This window comes from Rufibacter sp. DG15C, assembly GCF_001577755.1.
Classification (GTDB): Bacteria; Bacteroidota; Bacteroidia; order Cytophagales; family Hymenobacteraceae; genus Nibribacter.
In genome coordinates this window covers 3,992,731-4,012,111 of the sequence record NZ_CP010776.1, presented here as the reverse complement: position 1 = coordinate 4,012,111, position 19,381 = coordinate 3,992,731, and the positions used below count along the sequence as shown (strand labels likewise).

Annotated in this window: 16 protein-coding genes; 11 read left to right on the top strand and 5 right to left on the bottom strand. The window is 51.5% G+C overall.

Annotation, left to right across the window (positions count from 1 at the left end; genetic code table 11):
• Nucleotides 1-53 precede the first annotated feature (53 nt).
• The gene (locus TH61_RS17180) at nt 54-950 is read right to left on the bottom strand and encodes a universal stress protein (RefSeq protein ID WP_066512066.1); all 897 of its coding nucleotides are present in this window, start codon (nt 948-950) and stop codon (nt 54-56) included.
• Nucleotides 951-1,340: 390 nt separating this feature from the next.
• Between TH61_RS17180 and TH61_RS17175 the strand changes: the two genes are divergently transcribed.
• From TH61_RS17175 to TH61_RS17155, 5 genes are all read left to right on the top strand, one after another.
• A complete protein-coding gene (locus tag TH61_RS17175; RefSeq protein WP_066513018.1) occupies nt 1,341-2,576 on the top strand; it encodes a Bcr/CflA family multidrug efflux MFS transporter in 1,236 nt (411 codons plus the stop codon).
• A 152-nt stretch (nt 2,577-2,728) separates the two neighbouring features.
• Nucleotides 2,729-3,406: a response regulator transcription factor gene (locus TH61_RS17170; protein ID WP_066513016.1), complete on the top strand. Its 678-nt coding sequence runs from the start codon at nt 2,729-2,731 to the stop codon at nt 3,404-3,406.
• A gap of 3 nt (nt 3,407-3,409) precedes the next feature.
• Nucleotides 3,410-4,795 carry a HAMP domain-containing sensor histidine kinase gene (locus TH61_RS17165; RefSeq protein ID WP_066512064.1) on the top strand — a complete coding sequence of 462 codons (1,386 nt, stop codon included), beginning with the start codon at nt 3,410-3,412 and terminating at the stop codon, nt 4,793-4,795.
• A 190-nt stretch (nt 4,796-4,985) separates the two neighbouring features.
• A complete protein-coding gene (locus tag TH61_RS17160; protein ID WP_066512059.1) occupies nt 4,986-6,545 on the top strand; it encodes a SulP family inorganic anion transporter in 1,560 nt (519 codons plus the stop codon).
• A 14-nt stretch (nt 6,546-6,559) separates the two neighbouring features.
• On the top strand, nt 6,560-7,222 hold the full coding sequence (locus TH61_RS17155) for a carbonic anhydrase (protein ID WP_231862256.1): 663 nt from the start codon (nt 6,560-6,562) through the stop codon (nt 7,220-7,222).
• Nucleotides 7,223-7,296: 74 nt separating this feature from the next.
• Here TH61_RS17155 and TH61_RS17150 read toward each other — a convergent pair whose 3' ends face one another.
• Complete coding sequence (locus TH61_RS17150) at nt 7,297-8,706, bottom strand: hypothetical protein (protein WP_066512057.1); 1,410 nt, start codon at nt 8,704-8,706, stop codon at nt 7,297-7,299.
• Nucleotides 8,707-9,015: 309 nt separating this feature from the next.
• Here TH61_RS17150 and TH61_RS17145 point away from each other — a divergent pair, with 309 nt between their 5' ends.
• From TH61_RS17145 to TH61_RS17135, 3 genes are all read left to right on the top strand, one after another.
• Entirely contained in the window at nt 9,016-11,481 is a 2,466-nt protein-coding gene (locus TH61_RS17145; protein ID WP_066512049.1) for a type IA DNA topoisomerase, read from the top strand.
• A gap of 134 nt (nt 11,482-11,615) precedes the next feature.
• Entirely contained in the window at nt 11,616-11,840 is a 225-nt protein-coding gene (locus TH61_RS17140; RefSeq protein ID WP_066512047.1) for a DUF2905 domain-containing protein, read from the top strand.
• A gap of 80 nt (nt 11,841-11,920) precedes the next feature.
• On the top strand, nt 11,921-12,685 hold the full coding sequence (locus TH61_RS17135; protein WP_066512046.1) for a YdcF family protein: 765 nt from the start codon (nt 11,921-11,923) through the stop codon (nt 12,683-12,685).
• On the opposite strand, the gene TH61_RS17130 is transcribed toward TH61_RS17135, so the two are convergent.
• Nucleotides 12,676-14,055: an NAD-dependent succinate-semialdehyde dehydrogenase gene (locus tag TH61_RS17130; RefSeq protein WP_197464064.1), complete on the bottom strand. Its 1,380-nt coding sequence runs from the start codon at nt 14,053-14,055 to the stop codon at nt 12,676-12,678. The two genes, TH61_RS17135 and TH61_RS17130, sit on opposite strands and share 10 nt — an antisense overlap.
• Nucleotides 14,056-14,275: 220 nt before the next feature.
• On the opposite strand from TH61_RS17130, the gene TH61_RS17125 reads away from it, so the two are divergent.
• The 3 genes from TH61_RS17125 to TH61_RS17115 all read left to right on the top strand — a co-directional run bounded on the left by TH61_RS17125 (nt 14,276) and on the right by TH61_RS17115 (nt 16,686).
• Complete coding sequence (locus tag TH61_RS17125) at nt 14,276-14,821, top strand: RNA polymerase sigma factor (protein ID WP_066513007.1); 546 nt, start codon at nt 14,276-14,278, stop codon at nt 14,819-14,821.
• A 2-nt stretch (nt 14,822-14,823) separates the two neighbouring features.
• Entirely contained in the window at nt 14,824-15,699 is an 876-nt protein-coding gene (locus tag TH61_RS17120) for an anti-sigma factor domain-containing protein (RefSeq protein WP_066512030.1), read from the top strand.
• 297 nt (nt 15,700-15,996) lie between these two features.
• Nucleotides 15,997-16,686, top strand: a complete 690-nt coding sequence (locus tag TH61_RS17115) for a DUF2461 domain-containing protein (protein WP_066512028.1) — start codon at nt 15,997-15,999, stop codon at nt 16,684-16,686.
• 439 nt (nt 16,687-17,125) lie between these two features.
• Here TH61_RS17115 and TH61_RS17110 read toward each other — a convergent pair whose 3' ends face one another.
• Together TH61_RS17110 and TH61_RS17105 are read right to left on the bottom strand one after the other, a co-directional pair.
• Nucleotides 17,126-18,430: an amidohydrolase family protein gene (locus TH61_RS17110; RefSeq protein WP_066512027.1), complete on the bottom strand. Its 1,305-nt coding sequence runs from the start codon at nt 18,428-18,430 to the stop codon at nt 17,126-17,128.
• The gene (locus tag TH61_RS17105) at nt 18,420-19,352 is read right to left on the bottom strand and encodes a PhzF family phenazine biosynthesis protein (RefSeq protein ID WP_066512026.1); all 933 of its coding nucleotides are present in this window, start codon (nt 19,350-19,352) and stop codon (nt 18,420-18,422) included. Before TH61_RS17105 ends, TH61_RS17110 begins: the two co-directional genes overlap by 11 nt.
• Between the last annotated feature and the right edge of the window lie 29 nt (nt 19,353-19,381).

Genomic DNA, 19,381 nt, shown 5'->3' with positions numbered 1-19,381 from the left:
TGATTTCTGAAAATCAGCCTAAAAACGGGGACGTGCCATGAAAAGCTATCTAATTAAATTGACGGTATAGCCGAAGCCGTGGCGGTTTGGGCTTTGGCCGTTGGTTTTTTTGCTAGTTTATAAGGGGTCTGCGGCAATGCTAACAGAGGAAGGTTGCTGCCAAAGGCCAATTGCGCAGAAACGCTGTGGTGGAAAAGGGCCTCTAACCAATTGCGTTTCTCAATGGCTACCGCCAGCAGTTGCACCGGGTTTTCGCGGGTGTATTGTTTAATGCCTGCCAGAACAGAAGCGGCTTTCACTTGCTTGATCTGCACTGCCAGGTTGGTGTGCTGCGTGGCAATCTCTTGAATGACCTGCCCGTCTGCTACAATGTTCAACTGCTCTTCGGCTTGCACGTTTAAAACGTCAATCTCTGGTTGGAACGGAGCCACCAACGGGAAAAGCTGTTGCAAGAATACTTGCTCTTCTTTCTCAAAATCAGAAGCATAGGCTACCTTTTGCAGACCAGTGTATTTAGCCGTGGCCGGAACCACCAGCACCGGGCAGTGTACCTGTTGCATAATAGTCAAGGCGTTGGTGCCCACCAGTTTTTGCAATAGCCCAGTAGCACCTTTGGTGCCCATCACAATCATGTCTACTTGGTACTGCACGGCCAGTTTGCCCAAGCATTGGTACAATGGGCCTTCCTCACAAAACGTCTCCACCTCAAACCTGAAGCCATTCTCCAGACGCAGGGTCTTAGACAGTTTTTCCAGTTCATGCAGGTACGCTTCTTTCAAGGCCACCTGCGGGTTGATAACGCCTACTTCGGCGGGAGCGATGCCCGTTGGGAACGGAAGCGCATGGACCAAGATCAATTTTCCTCTCACCTCAGAAGCAAGCTGAGCAGCATAGGCAATGGCGTTAAGGGCATTGGGAGAGAAGTCGGTGGGCGTAAGGATGGTTTTCATACATTTGATAGTTTGGTGCGGACTGTTACAGATCTGCCTGTAACACAATACAAATGTACCGGCGGCACCCTTTCAAAATGATGAGCTTGCATACCCGTCTAAATGATGTTTGTCATCTTCTTCCCAGCCATTTGAAAAGGCAGTTCACCGTTGCACCGGTTTTGCCCTGTTTTCCAGAAAAAAGGCCAAAAACGATGCGTAAGCATCTAGAAGGAGAGAGCGATTAATAGCATAAGCAAATGCCACCTCGGGAGAATTGTAAGGTGGTTGGTTAACAAGCCGGCCTTGAAAGTGGTATACCGGTAGATACCTTCTGGTTTGGACCGAACTAGGAGGTTGGCGCGCATTCCGGACTTATCTGCCGTACCTTTGCCTTTTCCCCTATTTAACATGACACGCAAACAGCATTTCTATATCATCTTAATCTTGGGGGCGCTGTGTACGGTCAGTCCGTTTTCCATTGACATGTATCTGCCGGGGTTTCCTGCCATTGCCCAAGACCTGAATACCACCATCTCACAGGTCCAGCTTTCGCTCACCGCGTATTTAATTGGCATTTCTGCGGGGCAGTTGTTGTATGGGCCATTGTTGGACCGCTACGGACGCAAACGGCCCTTGTACGCGGGCATGTTGTTGTACATTCTGGCTTCTATCGGCTGCGCCTTTACCAATTCTGTGGATGCCTTGATTGCCATGCGCTTTTTGCAGGCCATAGGTGGTTGCGCTGGCATGGTAGCGGCGCAGGCGTATGTTCGGGATTTGTTCCCAGTCAAGGAAACGGCCAAGGTTTTCTCTACCCTTACGCTGGTTATTGCGGTGTCACCTATGGTGGCGCCTACAGTGGGCGGTTACGTGACGGCTGCGTTTGGCTGGCATGCAGTGTTTGTCATCCTGGCCCTCATCACCGCTCTTATTTTGTTGGGTATTTACTTTGTATTGCCTCAGGGGAAACCGGCAGACCCGTCCATGTCGCTTAAACCCAAGGCAGTGCTGTCTAACTTTTGGTTGGTATTGAGAAATCCGCAGTTTCTGGTGTACAGTCTGGTGGGTGGCATAGCGGCGGCGGCACCCTTCGCCTACATTGCCGGGTCTCCAGACGTGTTCATGAACATTTACAAAGTAAGTGAGCAGCAGTATGGCTGGATCTTCGCGATTTTGTCTGTGGCCTTGATAGGCTCCCCGCAGCTGAACCACCTCTTTTTGCGCCGTTATACCAGTGAGCAAATCATAAAAGCCGGACTGCTGTATCAAACGGTGGTGGGTGCCTTTTTGGTGTATGGCGTCTACGCTGATTGGTATTCCATTACCGGTTTACTGATCCTGCTGTTCCTATTTTTGAGCGGGCAGGGTTTGACCAGCCCCAACTCATCTGCACTGTCCTTGGCGCCCTTCGCGCGGCATGCAGGGAGTGCTGCTGCCTTGATGGGCAGTCTGCGCATGGGCGTGGGCGCCATGGTGTCGGCGGCGGTGAGCTTGCTGCACAACGGCACCGCGCTGCCCATGGTGCTGGTGATGGGACTGTGCACCGTAACGGGTCTAGCCATCTTGTTTATTGGTGGTAACGTCATCAAACGGCGCTTGGACAAAGCCATTGAGGAAGAAGTAGCCCCCGAGCCTAGTTTATAGATGCTAGCCAAACGTCCCGTTTTTGGCCTGTTTTCCAGAAACCAGGCCAAAAACGGGTGGCTTGCCCTTTACAAATCTCCCTAAGGTATTGACCCAAAACGCCTAGGTTGTATCTTGCCGCTTCTGCCATTTCACCCATTCAGTCTGTGCCCATGAAAATACTGCTCATTGAAGATGAACCCAAAGTAAGCGCCTTTATCAAGAAAGGCCTGGAGGAGCAGACCTATGAGGTGGAACTGGCCTATGACGGTTTTTATGGCGCCAAGCTGGCTTTGGAAAATGAATACGCGCTGGTGATTCTGGACGTGATTCTGCCGCGCATGAACGGGGTAGAGGTATGTAAAACTATTCGGCAGCAAAATCAAACCTTGCCCATTCTCATGCTCACCGCCCTGGGTAGCACAGATGATAAGATTCTAGGGTTGGACTCGGGTGCGGATGATTACTTGGTCAAGCCGTTTGAGTTTCAGGAGCTGTTGGCCAGGATTAGGGCTTTGACGCGTCGGGTGCAGGAAGGTGTTTCCAGTGAGGTGTTGCAATTGGCAGATTTGGAACTGGACGTCCAAAAGAAAACCGTGACCCGCAGTGGCGTGCCCATCTCATTGACAGCGCGTGAGTTTGCACTCTTGCAGTACCTTTTGCGCAATAAGGAGCGCGTCGTGTCCAGGGTAGATATTATTGAGCAAGTCTGGGAAACGTCTTTTGACACGGGCAGCAACGTGATAGACGTGTACATCAATTTTTTGCGCAAGAAGGTAGACAAAGATTTTTCGCCCAAACTGATTCATACGCTGGTGGGCATGGGCTATGTGTTAAAGGAGATGGAATAGGCCATGAAAATCAAAACCAAACTGATGCTCCAGTTTTCGGCGATCATTGCTGGAATATTGTTGCTCTTCTGCGTAACGGTCTATTACTTCAGCTCGCTGTCCAGAAAGAACGATTATGACGGCCGTATCTTAAACAGAGCCTATGCCACGGCCCACTTTGTGCTAGACGCAGACACCGTGAGTGAACAGCAGCATGCCCTGGACCAGCGGCTCTATTACCAGATGCTGCCCCGCGAGATGGTGCGCGTCTATGACCATACCCAGAAACTGCTATTCGCGGAAGGAGAAGGGAAACTGAACATCTCACCAGCATTTTTGCAACAGGTGCTAGAGAACGGCGAGGTGCGGGAAGTGCGCGGCGACCGTCAGGTGGTAGGCATCAGGTACATGCACCGCAACAAGCCGCACCTCATCATTGCCTCCTCCATTGACTTATACAACCTGAGCACCCTGGAGAACCTGTTAACCATTTTGGTCTCTGGGTTTGTGGCGGCCATGGTGGTGGTGGTGGTGACAGGCTGGATTTTTGCGCGCGCCGCGCTAAGACCTTTCTTAAAAGTGGTTTCTGAGGTGGAGAAAATTAATGCCTCAGATTTGTCTTTGCGTGTGTCACAGGCCCAAGGCGCAGATGAGGTGGCTCAATTGGCGCAGACCTTCAATAAAATGCTGGATCGCATTGAGATTGCCTTTGAGGCCCAGCGCACGTTTGTATACAGCGCCTCGCATGAGTTGCGCACACCGCTCACGGCCATGATAGGCGAGTTGCAGGTAGCCCTCATGAAAGACCGCGAAGCCCCAGAATACAAGCGCGTGCTGCAGTCTACCCTAGAAGACGCCCATCTACTGGCCCAGCTTTCCAACGGGTTACTGCAAATGGTGCAGGCCAGCACAGACTCCTCAAAGATACCCATGGCAGCGTTGCAGATGGATGAACTGGTGTGGCAGGCCTGCTCAGAAGCCAAGAAACGATCTCCCTCCATCATGCTGGACGTGCAGTTTGAGAACATGCCCGAAGATGAGAAAGAACTGCAGGTCTGGGGCAATGATGCGCTCCTGCTCATTGCCGTGGTGAACGTCTTGGAGAATGCCAGCAAGTTTTCTGTGAAAGACGCGCCAATAGCCGTTTCCATTGAAGTGCAGCACCGTGACCTGATCTTAAAAGTGCGTGACCAAGGCATAGGTATGACGCCCGAAGATGTGCGCAAAGTGTTTGTGCCTTTTTTCAGGGCCGAGAACGTGCGCGACATCTCGGGCCACGGCATTGGTCTGCCCTTGGCTGAGAAGATTATCAAACTGCACCGCGGCTCCATCCTGGTGAATTCCCAAGTAAACAAGGGCACCGAGGTGATTCTTTCCTTTCCTAAGCTGCATCAAGTCTATCAGCTTTAAAACCGTTTTTGGCTTGTTTTCTGGAAATCAGGCTAAAAAACGGCACCAACTATTTTTTTCATTTTAATCGAATTTTAATCTGGCTTTAATTCGGTCTTAATCTCCCTGCTTCACCTTTGTAGCATAAACTGGCTATGTGGGCGCCTGCCCTGTATCCTTTTACATTCTACAACACTGTGAAGAAGGGACTATGAAAGAAAAAAAACTATTTGATTCTATTGGAAAAGACCTGTCGGCGGGGTTAGTGGTATTCTTGGTGGCTTTGCCGCTGTGTTTGGGTATCTCCTTGGCCTCTGGGGCACCGCTTTTCTCTGGCTTGATTGCCGGCGTGATTGGTGGCTTGGTGGTGTCGTGGGCAAGTGGCTCACAGCTAAGCGTGAGTGGTCCAGCCGCCGGTTTGACGGTCATCGTCGTAAACGGGATTGCCCAGATGCAAACATTTGAGGCCTTTTTGGCAGCCGTGGTTCTGGCAGGTGTCATCCAAGTGGTATTAGGTTATTTAAAGGCCGGTATAATAGGGCTTTACTTCCCGTCCTCGGTAATTAAAGGGATGTTGGCGGCCATTGGTCTTATCCTTATCTTAAAGCAGATCCCTCACTTTTTAGGCGCCGATGAAGACTTCTTGGGCAACCTGGATTTCTTGCAGTCTGATGGTCGCAACACCTTCTCTGAGATTGGTTACGCGTTTAGTCAGTTGCAGGTAGGTTCTTTGGTGGTGGGCTTGGTTTCCTTGGCGGTCATCCTGCTGTGGGAGCGCCCGTTCATGCAAAAAATCAAAGCCTTTAAGTTGGTGCCTGGTGCCTTGATTGCGGTGGTGTTGTCTATTGGCTTAAACTTTCTTTTCCAGAATTCGCTCCCCACCTTGGCCATTGCCAAAACGCATTTGGTGCAATTGCCAGAAATCACTAGCCCGGCCACGCTTCTGGCAGAACTTAGATTCCCAGACTTCTCAGTACTAACAAGTCCAGCCGTCTACATGTTGGCCTTTACGCTGGCCATTGTAGCTAGTTTGGAAAGCTTGCTCAGCGTGGAAGCCGTAGATAAGTTGGATCCGCACAAACGTCACACTCCCACCAACCGTGAATTGAAAGCCCAGGGTTTGGGTAACATTTTGAGCGGCCTTATTGGGGGTATTCCCTTAACGGCGGTGATTGTGCGTAGCTCTGCCAACGTAAATGCCGGTGGGCAAACAAAGCTGTCCAGCTTCTTCCATGGCATATTCTTGTTGATGAGTATTCTGTTCCTGACGGACGTCCTGCAATATGTGCCATTGGCGGCGTTGGCTGCCGTGCTGCTTGTAGTAGGGTTTAAACTCACCAAGCCTGCTTTGTACCAAGGACAATGGAAGTTAGGGATGGATCAGTTCCTGCCTTTTATCATCACCATTTTAGCCATTCTCTTTACAGACTTGTTAAAAGGTATCTCCATTGGTTTGGTGGTAGGCATTTTCTACATCTTAAAAGCCAATTACAAAACGCCTTACTTCTTCCATAAAGTGGTAGGGCGTGAAGGCGAGCGGATTCACATCAAGCTGAGTGAGAACGTGACTTTCTTGAACAAGGCCAGTGTGGCCTTGACCTTGCATCACCTGCCGGCAGACAGTGACGTGTTGATTGACGGTTCTTCCTCTACCTACATTGACTATGACGTCCTGGAAGCCATTGAAGATTTTAAAACGGTAGCCGCCGAAAAAGATATCAGGTTAACCTTGCGTGATATCCCCTCTGTTACTGCCTCAAATGTTCACTAAAACAATAAAACAATATGGAAGCACTTCATAATAATGACAAGCCTTTGCACCCAGACATGGAGCGTATTTTTAAAGGCAACCGTGATTGGGTAGAAAGCAAAAAGCAGAACGACCCTGGTTTCTTTGAGCGGTCTGCGCAAGGGCAGGCCCCCAAGTATTTGTTCATTGGTTGTTCAGACAGCCGCGTGCCGGCCAGCCACATCTCTGGCACTGCGCCCGGTGAGATGTTTGTGCACCGCAACATTGCCAACATGGTGGTGCACACAGATGTGAACCTACTGTCTGTGTTACAGTATGCCGTTGAGGTTTTAAAAGTAAAACACATCATGGTGGTGGGTCACTACGGATGCGGCGGCGTAGCAGCGGCTATCAGTGACAAGCAATTTGGCTTGATTGACAACTGGCTCACCAACATCAAAGACGTGATCAGGTTGCATGAAGACGAGTTTCATGACCTGGAGGATGAAGACCAGCGCTTCAGAAGATTGGTGGAGTTGAACGTGATTGAGCAGGTCATCAACTTGTCTAAAACGTCCATCATCCAGAATGCTATGAAAAACGAGGAGCCGCCTCAATTACATGGCCTGGTGTATGACATCCATGACGGCATCCTTCACAACCTCAACGTGCAGACTAAAATGATCAAGCGTTTTGAGCACATCTACGGAATGCAATAATTACCCATACATGTTGGTCCACAAAAAAGCCCCGCTAAGGTTAGCGGGGCTTTTTTTATTAAGCATCTGATACGTTACCAGCCTGGAGTGTTAGCTCCAGAACCGTAGTTATAAGGAGGTCCGCCCGCAGAAGAACGGTTGTCATTGTCATAACGACGGTTGTCATTGCCTCTATCATCTTCATCACCAGCTATGCTGTTCCAGACGTCTTTAATGCCGTGGCCAATGCGCTCAAAGAATCCTTCTTCTTGGTCATTGTCATTGCGGTTAAAGTTGTCACGGTGCTGGCTATAGCGGTCCTGCTCATACTGGTTACCCATGGTGCTTCTGTTGAAGTTGCTTGGGTGGCTGTAATCCTCTGAGTAACGGTTCTCATTGGCATTGCCGTGGCTGTACTGAGGATAGTCATGGTCGGTGTCACCCATCCAGTTGGCGTGTCCGGTTGTTCTGTTGCCAGAAGGACCGCTGTACTGATTGGTGTTTAGAGACGTGTAGCTGCGGTCATGGTCTGTGTAGCCTAATCCACCGCGGTTCTCTACATTCTGTCCCATGCCGTAGCCTCTGGATGGCTGGTTATGAGAAGAGCCTGAGCCATATCCTCCGTAAGAAGAAGATCCGCTTTGTCCGTAAGAAGATCCACCGTAGTTAGAAGGAGTGTGTGAAGATCTGCCGTATTGCGAGGTGCTTCCGTAGCCACTGTGTCCTTGGCTGGAGGAGCCAGAACCATAGTTAGAAGAACCAGAACCAGATCCGTAGTTAGAAGATCCCTGGAAGTCATTGGTTGAGCCAAAGTTGCCATAGGCATTTCCTCTGTCCATGGCGCCGCCGGTTGGGTTACTGCCAGAAGAAGAGCCAGCGTAGCCAGATCTGGCGCCGCCATACGTACCTATGTTAGAAGAACGGGTTGAGCCGGCGCCTTGGCTAGAATTGCCTTGTCCGTATGATGAAGAACCGTAGCTAGAGCCGCTTGGCGAAGAGCCGTATGATCCTGAGGAGCTGCTTCCAGACTGGCCATAGTTTCCTCTCTGCTGAGAAGATCCGTAACCAGATCCTTGTGACGATCCATAGTTAGAAGAGGTGCCTCTATTGGAAGAGCCAGAACCGTAAGAGCCGTAGCCTCCTTGGTGGCTGCTTCCCTGGCCATAGCTTCTAGAGTCACCGTGTTGAGAGGAACCATAGCCGCCTTGGCCAGAGCTGTAATTGGATGAGCCGGTTCCGCCTTGGTTTTGCATGGAGTGTCCGCTCCAGCCGCTGGTGTGGCCTTGCTGGCTTCCTTGTGTTTGGTTGCCACCGTAGTTAGAAGATTGACTGCTATATGGGCTTTCGCTGCTGCGGCTAGAAACGCCGCTGTGGCCGTGGTAATCTGGAGTGCCTTGGCCCTCCTCACGGTTGCCTAAGCTACCCCAATGTTGACGACTTGAATTCTCATGACCTGAACGATACGTGTTGAAAGTATCATAACCAGAATGCTCTCGATTTCTCATAGTGTATGTTAGTTTAAGGTGAATGATGGTTTCTTACTAGCCTTACAGGGCCGTAGAAACTAATACGAGGGTAGAAAGCAGGGGTTAATGGATATGTGCAAAATATTCTCTATTTCCTTGGGGTGAACAGTTAGTGTTTGTGTAGGTAATAGCTTGTAATTTAGATAGTAGTGAGTTTAGAATTTTGATGGTTAAAATGTGTTTGTATAGTAATAGTTCTATATCTGGATGCATGCGTTAAGGCTGGTTCATGCGGGTAAAAATGCGTATCTTTGAGATTCGTTTTTGACCTCTTTTTACTAGAATACCTTGAAAGTCTGCATTGCCGAAAAACCCAGCGTAGCCCGTGAAATTGCCCATGTGATTGGAGCCAATAGCCGGAAAGACGGTTATTTTGAAGGCAACGGCTACCAGGTCACCTGGACGTTCGGGCACTTCTGCCAGCTCAACGAGCCAGATGATTACAATCCCCACTGGAAGCGCTGGCACCTGCCAGACCTGCCGTTGGTGCCTGAGAAGTTTGACATCAAACTCATTCAGAACAAAGGGGTAGCGCAGCAGTTCAAGGTCATCAAAAAACTGATTGACGGTGCAGACGAAGTCATCAACTGCGGGGATGCCGGGCAGGAGGGAGAAGTAATCCAACGTTGGGTCTTGCACCAGGCACGCTGCCGCAAACCCGTCAAGCGATTATGGATTTCCTCCTTGACCGAAGAGGCCATCAGACAAGGCTTTTCCAAGCTGCGCGACGGCAAGGAGTTTGACCAGCTGTACCAGGCCGGCAGAAGCCGCGCCATTGGTGATTGGCTCCTGGGCATCAACGCCACGCGCCTTTTCACATTGAAGTACGCGCAGGGCCGGCAGCTGCTTTCGCTGGGCCGTGTGCAGACGCCCACCCTCGCCATGATTGTGCAGCGCCACCTGGAGATTCTCAACTTCAAGCCCGAGCCGTTTTATGAATTGAAGACCGTCTACCGCGACGTGACGTTCAGCAGCACCAACGGCCGTTTCAAGGACGAGGAAAAGGCGATGGCCATTCTGGAGCAGATCAAGCCTTCAGAGTTTGAAATCAAAGACGTAGAAACCAAGAAAGGCACGGAGAGTTCGCCTAGGTTGTTTGACTTGACTTCTCTGCAGGTGGAGTGCAACAACAAGTTTGGCATGTCGGCAGACGAGACGCTCAAGACAGTGCAAAGCCTTTATGAGAAGAAAGTGGTGTCCTATCCAAGGGTGGACACCACTTACCTGCCAGACGACATTTATCCTAAAATTCCGAACATCTTAAGTGGCTTGCGCGAGTACAGCCACCTGACGCAGGAACTGCAGGGCAAGAAGATCAGAAAATCTGCCAAGGTCTTCAATAACAATAAAGTCACTGACCACCACGCCATCATACCCACGGGCGCGGCGGCGGGCAATCTATATGGCACCGAGGCCAAGGTGTTTGACCTGGTGGCCAAACGGTTCATCGCCGCATTCTACCCAGACTGTATTGTGAGTAACACGGTGGTGAACGGTGAGGCGGCCAACCACGCATTCCGGGCCAAAGGCAAGCAGATTCTGGAACCCGGCTGGCGCGTAGTCTATGCCCAGGAAGAAACCAAAACCCCAGCCAAACCAACTACACCAAAAACTACGGCAGAAGGAGAGGAGAAGGAAGAAGAACTAGCGGTATTGCCACATTTTGACGCCGGCGAGCGCGGCCCACACGCGCCCTTGCTGGAACGTAAGATGACCAGCCCGCCCAAAGACTACACCGAGGCGACCTTACTGCGCTCCATGGAGACGGCGGGCAAGCAAGTGGACGATGACGAGTTAAAAGAAGCCCTCAAGGAAAACGGCATTGGTAGGCCTTCTACGCGCGCGGCCATTATTGAGACGCTCTTCAAACGCAATTATATTAGAAAAGAGAAGAAAAAAATCCTACCCACCCAGACCGGCATCGACCTGATACAAGTGATTAGAAACCCCACTCTAAAATCTGCCGAGATGACCGGGCAATGGGAGAAGAAGCTGCGCCAGATAGAGGCCGGCGAGTTTGAGGCCACAGAGTTTCTACGCGAGCTGCAGCAGTTGGTGGAAGAGATGGTGCAGGAGGTAAAGCAGGACCGCTCGTCGGTGACCTTGCAGCCCATGGAAGCGGCTAAACCCGCGGCCAAAGAACCCGCCAGAAAAGAGCCGAAACCCAAAAAAGAGGCCAAAAACGGAACCTCCTCCACGGTAGGGTTAGGGGCGTGCCCTGTCTGCAAAACCGGCCACGTAGTCAAGGGCAGCCAGGCCTACGGCTGCGCCCGCTATAAGGAGGGCTGCCAGTTCAGGCTGCCTATGACCTGGCTGGGGAAACTGCTCACCGAGAAGCACGTGCAGGCTCTCCTTAAAAAGGGAAAAACCCCGGTCATCAAAGGCTTGGTGGACCCTACCTCCGGCGAAAAACTGGATGCCGCCGCGGTGCTAGACGGTGCCTTTGGGCTGCAACCAGACAAGGCCGAGCCCAAGGTGAAAAATCCATCTGTCTGGATCTGCCCCAAGTGCCAGCAGGGCCAAATGCTGAAGGGCAAGAGCGCCTATGGCTGCAGCCGGTTCAGGGAGGGGTGCCAATTTGTGGTGCCATTTGAATTGCACGGCCGCACGCTCAATGAGAGCCACATTGCCGCGCTCATCCTCAAAGGCAAGACCGGCAAGATCAAAGGCTTCATCTCGCCTAAAACCGGCAATAGCTTTGACGCCGCCTTAAAGTTGAACGAGGAGTTTAAAGTAGTCTATCTGTTTGACTAAAATCGGCACCCGTTTTGAACGCATCAAATTGAGTGTCCCGTTTTCGGCCTGTTTTCCGGAAAGCAGGCCGAAAACGGAACTAGAAACAACCGCTTCCAATTCCGTATAACCGCTAAACCAACTCTGGTACTGGTATGCAACCCATCGGCAAAACTTTGGTCATCATTGGCGGCATTCTCTTGGTTGTGGGCTTGGTCCTTTGGCTGTTAGGTTCGCGTATGGACTGGTTTGGCCGCCTGCCCGGCGACGTGCGCGAGGACCGGCCGGGCTTCAAAGTCTTCGCGCCGTTTACCACCATGCTGCTATTGAGTATTCTGGTGAGTTTGGTGCTTTGGCTGGTGCGGCGTTTCTTTGGATAAATTCTCGCACTTTTCTTTCACTTACTTCATCTTTTACATGATGCAACTGAAAGACAGGCGCTGGTAGACCCATAGAAATCATGTTCTTTATCCTCTCCAAGCTGTTGCAGTATTTCACCTCGCCGTTTCTCTGGATCATGGCGTTTTTCGTTTTTGGCCTGTTTTCCCGGAATCAGGTGAAAAAGCGATGGGCATTCAGGATTGGCTTGGTCTTGCTGTTCTTCTTTTCTAATCCCTTTATCTCTAATGAGGTCTGGCTAGCCTGGGAGCCCGAGGCAGTGCTGATGAAAGACGTGAAAACCTATGACGCTGCCATTGTCCTCACCGGCGTGACTGAGCCTAACCGTTCCCCGCATGACCGGGTGCATTACCAAGAAGGCGCCGAGCGGATTCTGGATGCCGTGCAGCTCTACAAGATGGGCAAGGTCAAAAAAATCATCATCTCGGGTGGGTCGGGGGCTATTAAAAATGTAGCCAGAACTGAGGCCGAAAGCCTGCAGCAGACCGCGCTGTTTGCTGGCGTCCCGCAGCAGGACATCTTGCTAGAGCAGCTCAGCAAGAACACCAGAGAGAACGCCCAATTCACCAAGGAACTGCTGGGCCAGCACCCAGAAGTTCAGAAGCTGCTATTGATCACCTCGGCGTTTCATATGCGGCGCGCTCAGGGCTGTTTTGAAAAAGTGGGCCTGACCTTCGACACGTTTCCCGCCGACTTTCAGACCCACGATAGAAGTTTCCACCTAGACGATCTACTCATCCCCACCGCCGAAGCCCTGCGCGACTGGACCCGCATCATCCATGAGTGGGTAGGGGTGATCACCTACAAGCTACTAGGCTATTCCTGAGGCGTGCTAAGCCAGATGGTTTTCTGGTTTACAAATTCCCGGATGCCCACATAAGAAAGCTCCCGGCCGTACCCAGATTTCTTGATGCCCCCAAACGGCAGGGCCGGGTCAGAGGCCACCATGGCGTTCACAAACACGGCGCCGGCCTCTACTTTCCTGGCCAGTTCCTGCCCGCGCTTTAGGTCCTTGGTCCAAATGGAGCCTCCCAGCCCGAAGGGAGAATCATTGGCAATGCGTACGGCGTCTTCGGCATCCTTCGCTATAAACACCAAGGCCACCGGCCCGAAGAATTCCTCTTCATAGGCGGGATTTCCTTTCTCAATGTTTGTCAAAATAGCCGGATGGAACACCGCACTGTCCTTGTCTTCCTGACCGCCTTTGAGTAGGAGTTGAGCGCCAGCTTTCACAGAGCGCTCCACTTGGTCGGTGAGTTCCTGGGCCAGGTCCACTCTGGCCAGCGGTCCGTAGTCAATTCCTTCGTCTGATAAAGGGTCGCCGGTTTTCAGTTTTTGCATCTTTTCAGAAAAGGAGGCCATAAACGGCTCGGCGATGGATTTTTCTATAATAAAACGCTTGGCAGCAATGCAGCTTTGGCCGGTGTTGATGAGGCGGGCCTGCACGGCTTTCTCCGCTGTGGCCTCTATGTCCGCGTCTGCCAGCACAATGAATGCATCTGAGCCGCCCAGTTCCAGCACGGTTTTCTTGATTTCTCTTCCGGCGGTAGAGGCCACGGTGGCGCCGGCGCCCTCACTGCCCGTCAGCGTCACGGCCTTGATGCGCGGGTCCTTGATAAGCGTCTCCACTTCTTTAGACCCGATGAGCAAGGACTGGAAACACCCTTTCGGGAAGCCGGCTTTCTCAAACACTTCCTGGATTGCCAGTGCGCACTGTGGAACGTTGGAGGCATGCTTTAAAATACCCACGTTTCCCGCCATCAGGGCCGGCGCGGCAAACCGGAAGACCTGCCAGAACGGAAAATTCCAGGGCATAACGGCTAGTACCGCGCCCATGGGCTCATAGCTGATGAAGCTGCGGGTAGCGGCGGTGACTATGTCCTCGTCCTGCAAAAATTCCTGGGCATGCTCTGCGTAATAGTGGCAGACCTTGGCGCATTTCTGCACCTCGGCGCGGGCTTGTGCTAGAGGCTTACCCATTTCCAAGGAGATCAGGCGGGCGTAATGCTCCGTGTTGCCGTCCAGCTCGCTGCCGGCTTTGTGCATGAGCTGGGCGCGGAGCATAAAGTCTGAGGTCCTCCAGTTGTCAAAGGTCTCTTGGGCGGTCTGCAATGCCTGCTCAATGGCTTGTGGGGTGGCCGGAGCGAAGTCTTTGACAACTTGGTTGGTATAAGGATTGATGGTTTGGATGGGCATGGCTGACGGTTTAAATTATTTAGGAAGAAACTACGTATTAATAACTAATCTTTTCTTGGTGGTAGCGTATAGGTACCTACCTAAACTTTTGGGCTGGGTTATGTTTAAACAAATCTACTTTTTGTAGGTTAAGATGTAACCACTGGGATTAAATATCCCTTTCCCTTTTTTCTTCATACTTGGTTTATGTATTATTGCTACGCTTAACGCCATATTGTTTTTGGAGACTACAGTAAAAAATGATTCTGAGGAAGTTCTAGTAGAGCGGTTGAGGGCGCGGGACCAGAAGGCCATCGCGCTGCTTTACAAAAACTACTCCGCTGCTTTGTACGGCGTGATCCTGCGCATAGTCAAGGTAGAAGAAGTAGCAGAAGACGTACTGCAGGAAAGCTTCGTGAAAATCTGGTCTTCCTTTGACAGCTATGACGCGCAAAAAGGCAGGTTGTTCACCTGGATGCTCAACATTAGCCGGAATCTGGCCATTGATAAAATCCGGTCCAAACAATATCGCGTAAGTTCAAAAACAGACCCCATGGAGGATGCCACCACCGGGGGAATGGTCAGTAGCGACGGCATTAGACCCGATCATATTGGAATCAAGGAAATCACGGAGAAACTCATCCCAGACCAGAAAGTCATCATTGATATGATGTACTTCGGCGGCTATACCCAGACAGAGGTAGCCGAAACCTTGAACATTCCATTAGGCACAGTCAAAACGCGCGCCCGCATGGCCATTAAGACGTTGGCCAAACTAATAAAATAGCGTTGAACACACAGGAGTACATAGAGTCCGGGATTCTGGAAGTGTATGCAGCCGGAGGGCTGACAGACACGGAACGTGCAGATGTGGACCGTATGGCCTTGCAGTACCCAGCCGTGAAGGCCGCGCTGGAAGAGGCGCACCTGGCCATTGAGGCCTATGCGCTGCAGCATGCCCAAACTCCGCCCGCTTACCTGCAGGACAGAATCCTGCAGCAAATCCAAAACATGGAGAGCTCCCAAGCCATCGCTTCGGTGGAAAATAATTTGACTGAGCAACCTGCCCAACAAGCTACCGCTAACGCCTCTGAGGCGAAGGTGATTTCTATGGAGGAGGCTTTTTTCAACGCCCGCAAGAAATCTACGCCCGAGCGGCTGCGCGTGGCGGCCATGCTGCTGCTTTTGATGAGCGCGGCCACTAACTTTTACTTGTATTTCCAGTGGAAGGACTCTGAGCAGGAGTTGGCCATTGCCCAGCAATCGGTTAAGCAGTACGCTTATGAGACCAGCCAGCTGGAGTACCGCACAGACCGCACCGAGAATTTTCTGGCCGTGGTGCGTGATCCGCAGACCCAATCCATCCCTTTGAAAGGGACGCCGCAACATGCCGCCGCCGCCGCCAAGGTTTTCTGGAACCAGGAAACCAAGGAAGTATTCATAGACCCGGCCTCGCTTCCCAAAGCCCCGAGTGACAAGCAGTACCAGTTGTGGGCCTTGGTGGACGGCAAACCCGTAGACGCCGGCGTAATTGCCGCCTCCACAGATGCCCTTCTCCGCATGAAAACCATTGAGAAGGCACAGGCCTTCGCGGTAACGTTAGAGCCCAAAGGTGGCAGCGTGAATCCAACCCTAGATGCCATGTACGTAATGGGCGCTATCTAAGAAAAACGTTTTCGGGCTGTTTTCTGGGGAATACGCTGAAAACAGTTTCCCTTTTAAATAAGAAGCACTGATAGTTATAAATGCCAGATCCTGCCTTGCCGTTTACTTGCAAGGCAGGATCTGGCATTTATCGTTGATATCATTAGGGTATAGGCGGCGTTACCTTTTGCTCAGGTTATATATAGATATTTTTCCTTTCTTTTGGCCGGGAAAAGTTAACATAGAATCACCTTCTCTCAAGAACTTACTACCTACTAAGCGTGTTTCTATCTTGGTCAAAAAGCCCTTATACATTACATGAAAAAATACTTAGATACTGCCACTTTAGATTTTGTCAGAGACTTAAGAAAAAACAACAACCGCGAATGGTTTGCTGAGAACAAGGCAAGGTATGAGGCGGCTAAAAACGACTTCATCGCTTTCCTAGAAACTCTGCTTCCGGCAATGGCCGCGTTTGAGCCGGCGGTGGCTAACCAGCAGCCCAGGGATTTGATGTTCAGGATTTACCGTGATGTGCGTTTCTCCAATGACAAGCGTCCCTACAAAGATCATATCTGCGCTTACATGGCGGACGGCGGAAGGAAGACCATCAACCCGGGTTTTTACCTGCATATAAGCCCAGACAACCAGTCATTTCTGGCCGGTGGGGTTTGGATGCCGCCCGCTCCAGAACTTAAGGCCATTAGGCAGGAGATTGACTACAATTGGCAGGAGCTACAGGACTTGGTAGCGGCGCCTTCATTTCAGAAATACTTTAAGGGCCTGGGCGGCGATAAGCTTAAAACTACCCCCAAAGGTTATGACAGTGAAAATCCGGCAATTGATTTGCTGCGGCATAAGAGTTGGAACGCCAGCCACATGTTCACAGATGCAGTGGTCACTAGCCCTCAATTCTTTGATGAATGCCTAGCTGTGATGCAGGCTGTGAAACCGGTGAACGATTTTTTCATGCGTCCCATGCAAGAACTCAAAGCCGAAACCGTGTAAACCGTTTTCGGGCTATTTTCTGGAAAATAAGCCAAAACAAATTATCCAAGCCGCCTCCCTTAGGAATAGGGGAGGCCGGCTTGTTTTATAAAGAAACCGATTGCCAACAAAAGAAGGAATGGAGCTGAAATAGTTGTGCTTGGTCAGATTAGTACCATAGCGTTACCTCCTGATGAGGTTCCTCTTGTTGTTTGTTGATGTTTGGACAAAAGCGGACGCTTGCGCCATGTTGAGAGGAACCTATGTTAGATTCATTTATAATCACTCAATGTTAGAATTCCTTGAGACATCTAATTGGAATGTCAGTGGTTATATAAATATGTTAAACAAAAATAGGTAATCCATGTAGGTTGAATACTAAGCGGTCCGGCGTTTTCGGGCTACTTTCTAAAAAGTAGCCCGAAAACGCCGGACCGCTGTCCTTATGTTAAGTTTTGTCTTAAGGTTGTTTGTATAGCACGCCGCCTTTCATGACCAGCCTTACTTTTCTGGTAGCTGAAATATCCTGCAAGGGGTTGCCATCTACAGAGATCAGGTCCGCCAATAGGCCTTTCTGGATTTTGCCCAGCTTCTGGTCCAAGTGGAATAGCTTGGCGTTTCCAGCGGTGGCGGCTCTTAAAACGTCCAGCGTAGGTACGCCGTAGTCCACTAGTAATTCCAGCTCTCGGGCATTGTCTCCATGGGTGAAAACGCCCACATCTCCGCCTACGCAAAGGGGAACCTTCGCAGACAGGGCGGCTTTTAGACTTTCGCGTTTCTGCGTGATGCGGGCAGGCTCCGGGTCCTGGCCCTTGCGCCAGCCGTTGTATTGCAAGATGGCGTCGCCGGCGGCTAGGGTAGGGCAGAGCGCCACGCCTTTCTTGGCCATTAGTTTAAAGACCTCGGGGGTGCCGCTATCGCCGTGCTCAATGGTTTCTACTCCTGCCTCGGCGGCGCGGCGCATGCCTTCTGGCGTGCTGGCGTGGGCCACCACAGGCCTTCCGCTGCTGGCGGCCACCTCTACCATTAGTTTCAGCTCCGCTACGGTGAACGTTGGCAGGGCCTCACCATTAGGTCCCCAGCGGTAGTCGGCGTATACTTTGATGATATCGGCGCCTTTGCCAATCTGGTCCCGCACCACCCTGATGATGTTGTCCACGCCATCGGCGGCCTCGGCGCCCTGTGGCACTTCAAACGCGGGGTCAAAGCCTTTAGGACCGTAGCTCCCGGTGGCAATGATGGCCTTGCCGGCTACCAGCATGCGCGGGCCGGGGATGATGTTCTGTTCAATGGCCTGCTTCAGGCCCACGTCTGCGTATTCAGCACCTTCAGAGCCTAAGTCACGCGCGGTGGTGAAGCCGGCCAGGAGCGTGTTGCGGGCGTGCACGGTGGCGCGGGCCACGCGTAAGGCATCTGATTCTTTTAAGACCTGGTCGTTCCAGGAGGTCTCATTATAGGGATGCAATAGCAGATGCGAGTGGCCTTCAATAAGCCCGGGCATAAGCGTCTGCCCTGCAAGGGTGATCGTGCGGGCATTGGCTGGCGGGGTTATAGTATTCGCTGGTCCTGCCATCAGGATACGGTCTCCCTGTACCACCACCGCCCAGTTCTGATGCAGGTCATGGCCATCAAAAACGCGGTCTGGTTTTAAGAGATAGGTAGAATCCGTTTTCGGGCTATTTTGCCCAAAACAGGCTAAAAATGGCAGAAGGCTGAATAAGAGAATCCCCGGAATCCGAAAAAAACAGAAAGGCTTACGAAACATACCACTCTCCTTTAGAGATCAACTGCACCTGACCGCCTACCTTGATGTCATATTGGTCATTTGGCAGTTTCTTGCCTACCAAGCGGATGGTGGCGTTCCTGTTGATTTCATAGCCTTGCTCCACCAGAATGTCTAGCTCGTCCTTGTTCAGGTATTCATGCTTGAGCAAATAGGCGAGCAGACAACCGTTGGCGCTACCAGTGGCGGCGTCTTCAATGACTTTGCCGTTCTCATAGGCCAGCATCCTGGCGTTTAACTGGCGGTCTTGCTGGTAGGTCTCGGGGCAGAAAAGGTAAAGCGCCACAGACAGTCCGTCAGGGCGCTGGGTTTTGTAGAGGTGGTGCTTCTGCAGGAAGGCAAAAAGCGCCTCTGGGGTAACGGACACCTTCTGCATGTCTTCCAGTTTCTGCAAAGGCAAAAGAAGGAAGGGCAGGCCGGTAGAAACCACCTGCACCGGATATTCTGGGTGCAGCGCCTCTGACCCCACGCCCAACAAGGCCGTTAGGTCCTCTATAGGCAGCGGCTCCTCAAAGACCGGGTTAATCTGCTGCATCATCAGAAAGTCGGGCTGCTGAGCCTGGTCATACGTGAAGGCCACGGGAATGGTACCTACTGGCAAGTGTAAATGAATCTCTTTGACGGGAGACTTGGCCAACGCCTGCTGCACCACATAGGCCGTGCCCAGAGTAGGATGCCCCGCGAAAGGCACCTCGTACTCTACTGTGAAATACCGGGCGGCATACCCGGCGGGAATGGGCGTGTCCTGTAACACAAAAGCAGATTCAGCGAAGCCAATCTCTTGGGCTATCTGCTGCATCTGCTCTGTGGTTAGACCTGCGGCCTGTAAGAAAACTGCCAGTTGGTTTCCTCTGTATGGTTGGTCTGCAAAGACGTCAACTATGTAAAAAGGTAAGGTTTGCATGGCCTCAAGTTAAACATTCTGGTAGTATC

Coding starts and splice junctions, on each gene's coding strand:
- TH61_RS17180 (WP_066512066.1), bottom strand. CDS start 950: ATGAAAACCATCCTTACGCCCACCGACTTCTCTCCCAATGCCCTTAAC.
- TH61_RS17175 (WP_066513018.1), top strand. CDS start 1,341: ATGACACGCAAACAGCATTTCTATATCATCTTAATCTTGGGGGCGCTG.
- TH61_RS17170 (WP_066513016.1), top strand. CDS start 2,729: ATGAAAATACTGCTCATTGAAGATGAACCCAAAGTAAGCGCCTTTATC.
- TH61_RS17165 (WP_066512064.1), top strand. CDS start 3,410: ATGAAAATCAAAACCAAACTGATGCTCCAGTTTTCGGCGATCATTGCT.
- TH61_RS17160 (WP_066512059.1), top strand. CDS start 4,986: ATGAAAGAAAAAAAACTATTTGATTCTATTGGAAAAGACCTGTCGGCG.
- TH61_RS17155 (WP_231862256.1), top strand. CDS start 6,560: ATGGAAGCACTTCATAATAATGACAAGCCTTTGCACCCAGACATGGAG.
- TH61_RS17150 (WP_066512057.1), bottom strand. CDS start 8,706: ATGAGAAATCGAGAGCATTCTGGTTATGATACTTTCAACACGTATCGT.
- TH61_RS17140 (WP_066512047.1), top strand. CDS start 11,616: ATGCAACCCATCGGCAAAACTTTGGTCATCATTGGCGGCATTCTCTTG.
- TH61_RS17135 (WP_066512046.1), top strand. CDS start 11,921: ATGTTCTTTATCCTCTCCAAGCTGTTGCAGTATTTCACCTCGCCGTTT.
- TH61_RS17130 (WP_197464064.1), bottom strand. CDS start 14,055: ATGCCCATCCAAACCATCAATCCTTATACCAACCAAGTTGTCAAAGAC.
- TH61_RS17115 (WP_066512028.1), top strand. CDS start 15,997: ATGAAAAAATACTTAGATACTGCCACTTTAGATTTTGTCAGAGACTTA.
- TH61_RS17110 (WP_066512027.1), bottom strand. CDS start 18,430: ATGTTTCGTAAGCCTTTCTGTTTTTTTCGGATTCCGGGGATTCTCTTA.
- TH61_RS17105 (WP_066512026.1), bottom strand. CDS start 19,352: ATGCAAACCTTACCTTTTTACATAGTTGACGTCTTTGCAGACCAACCA.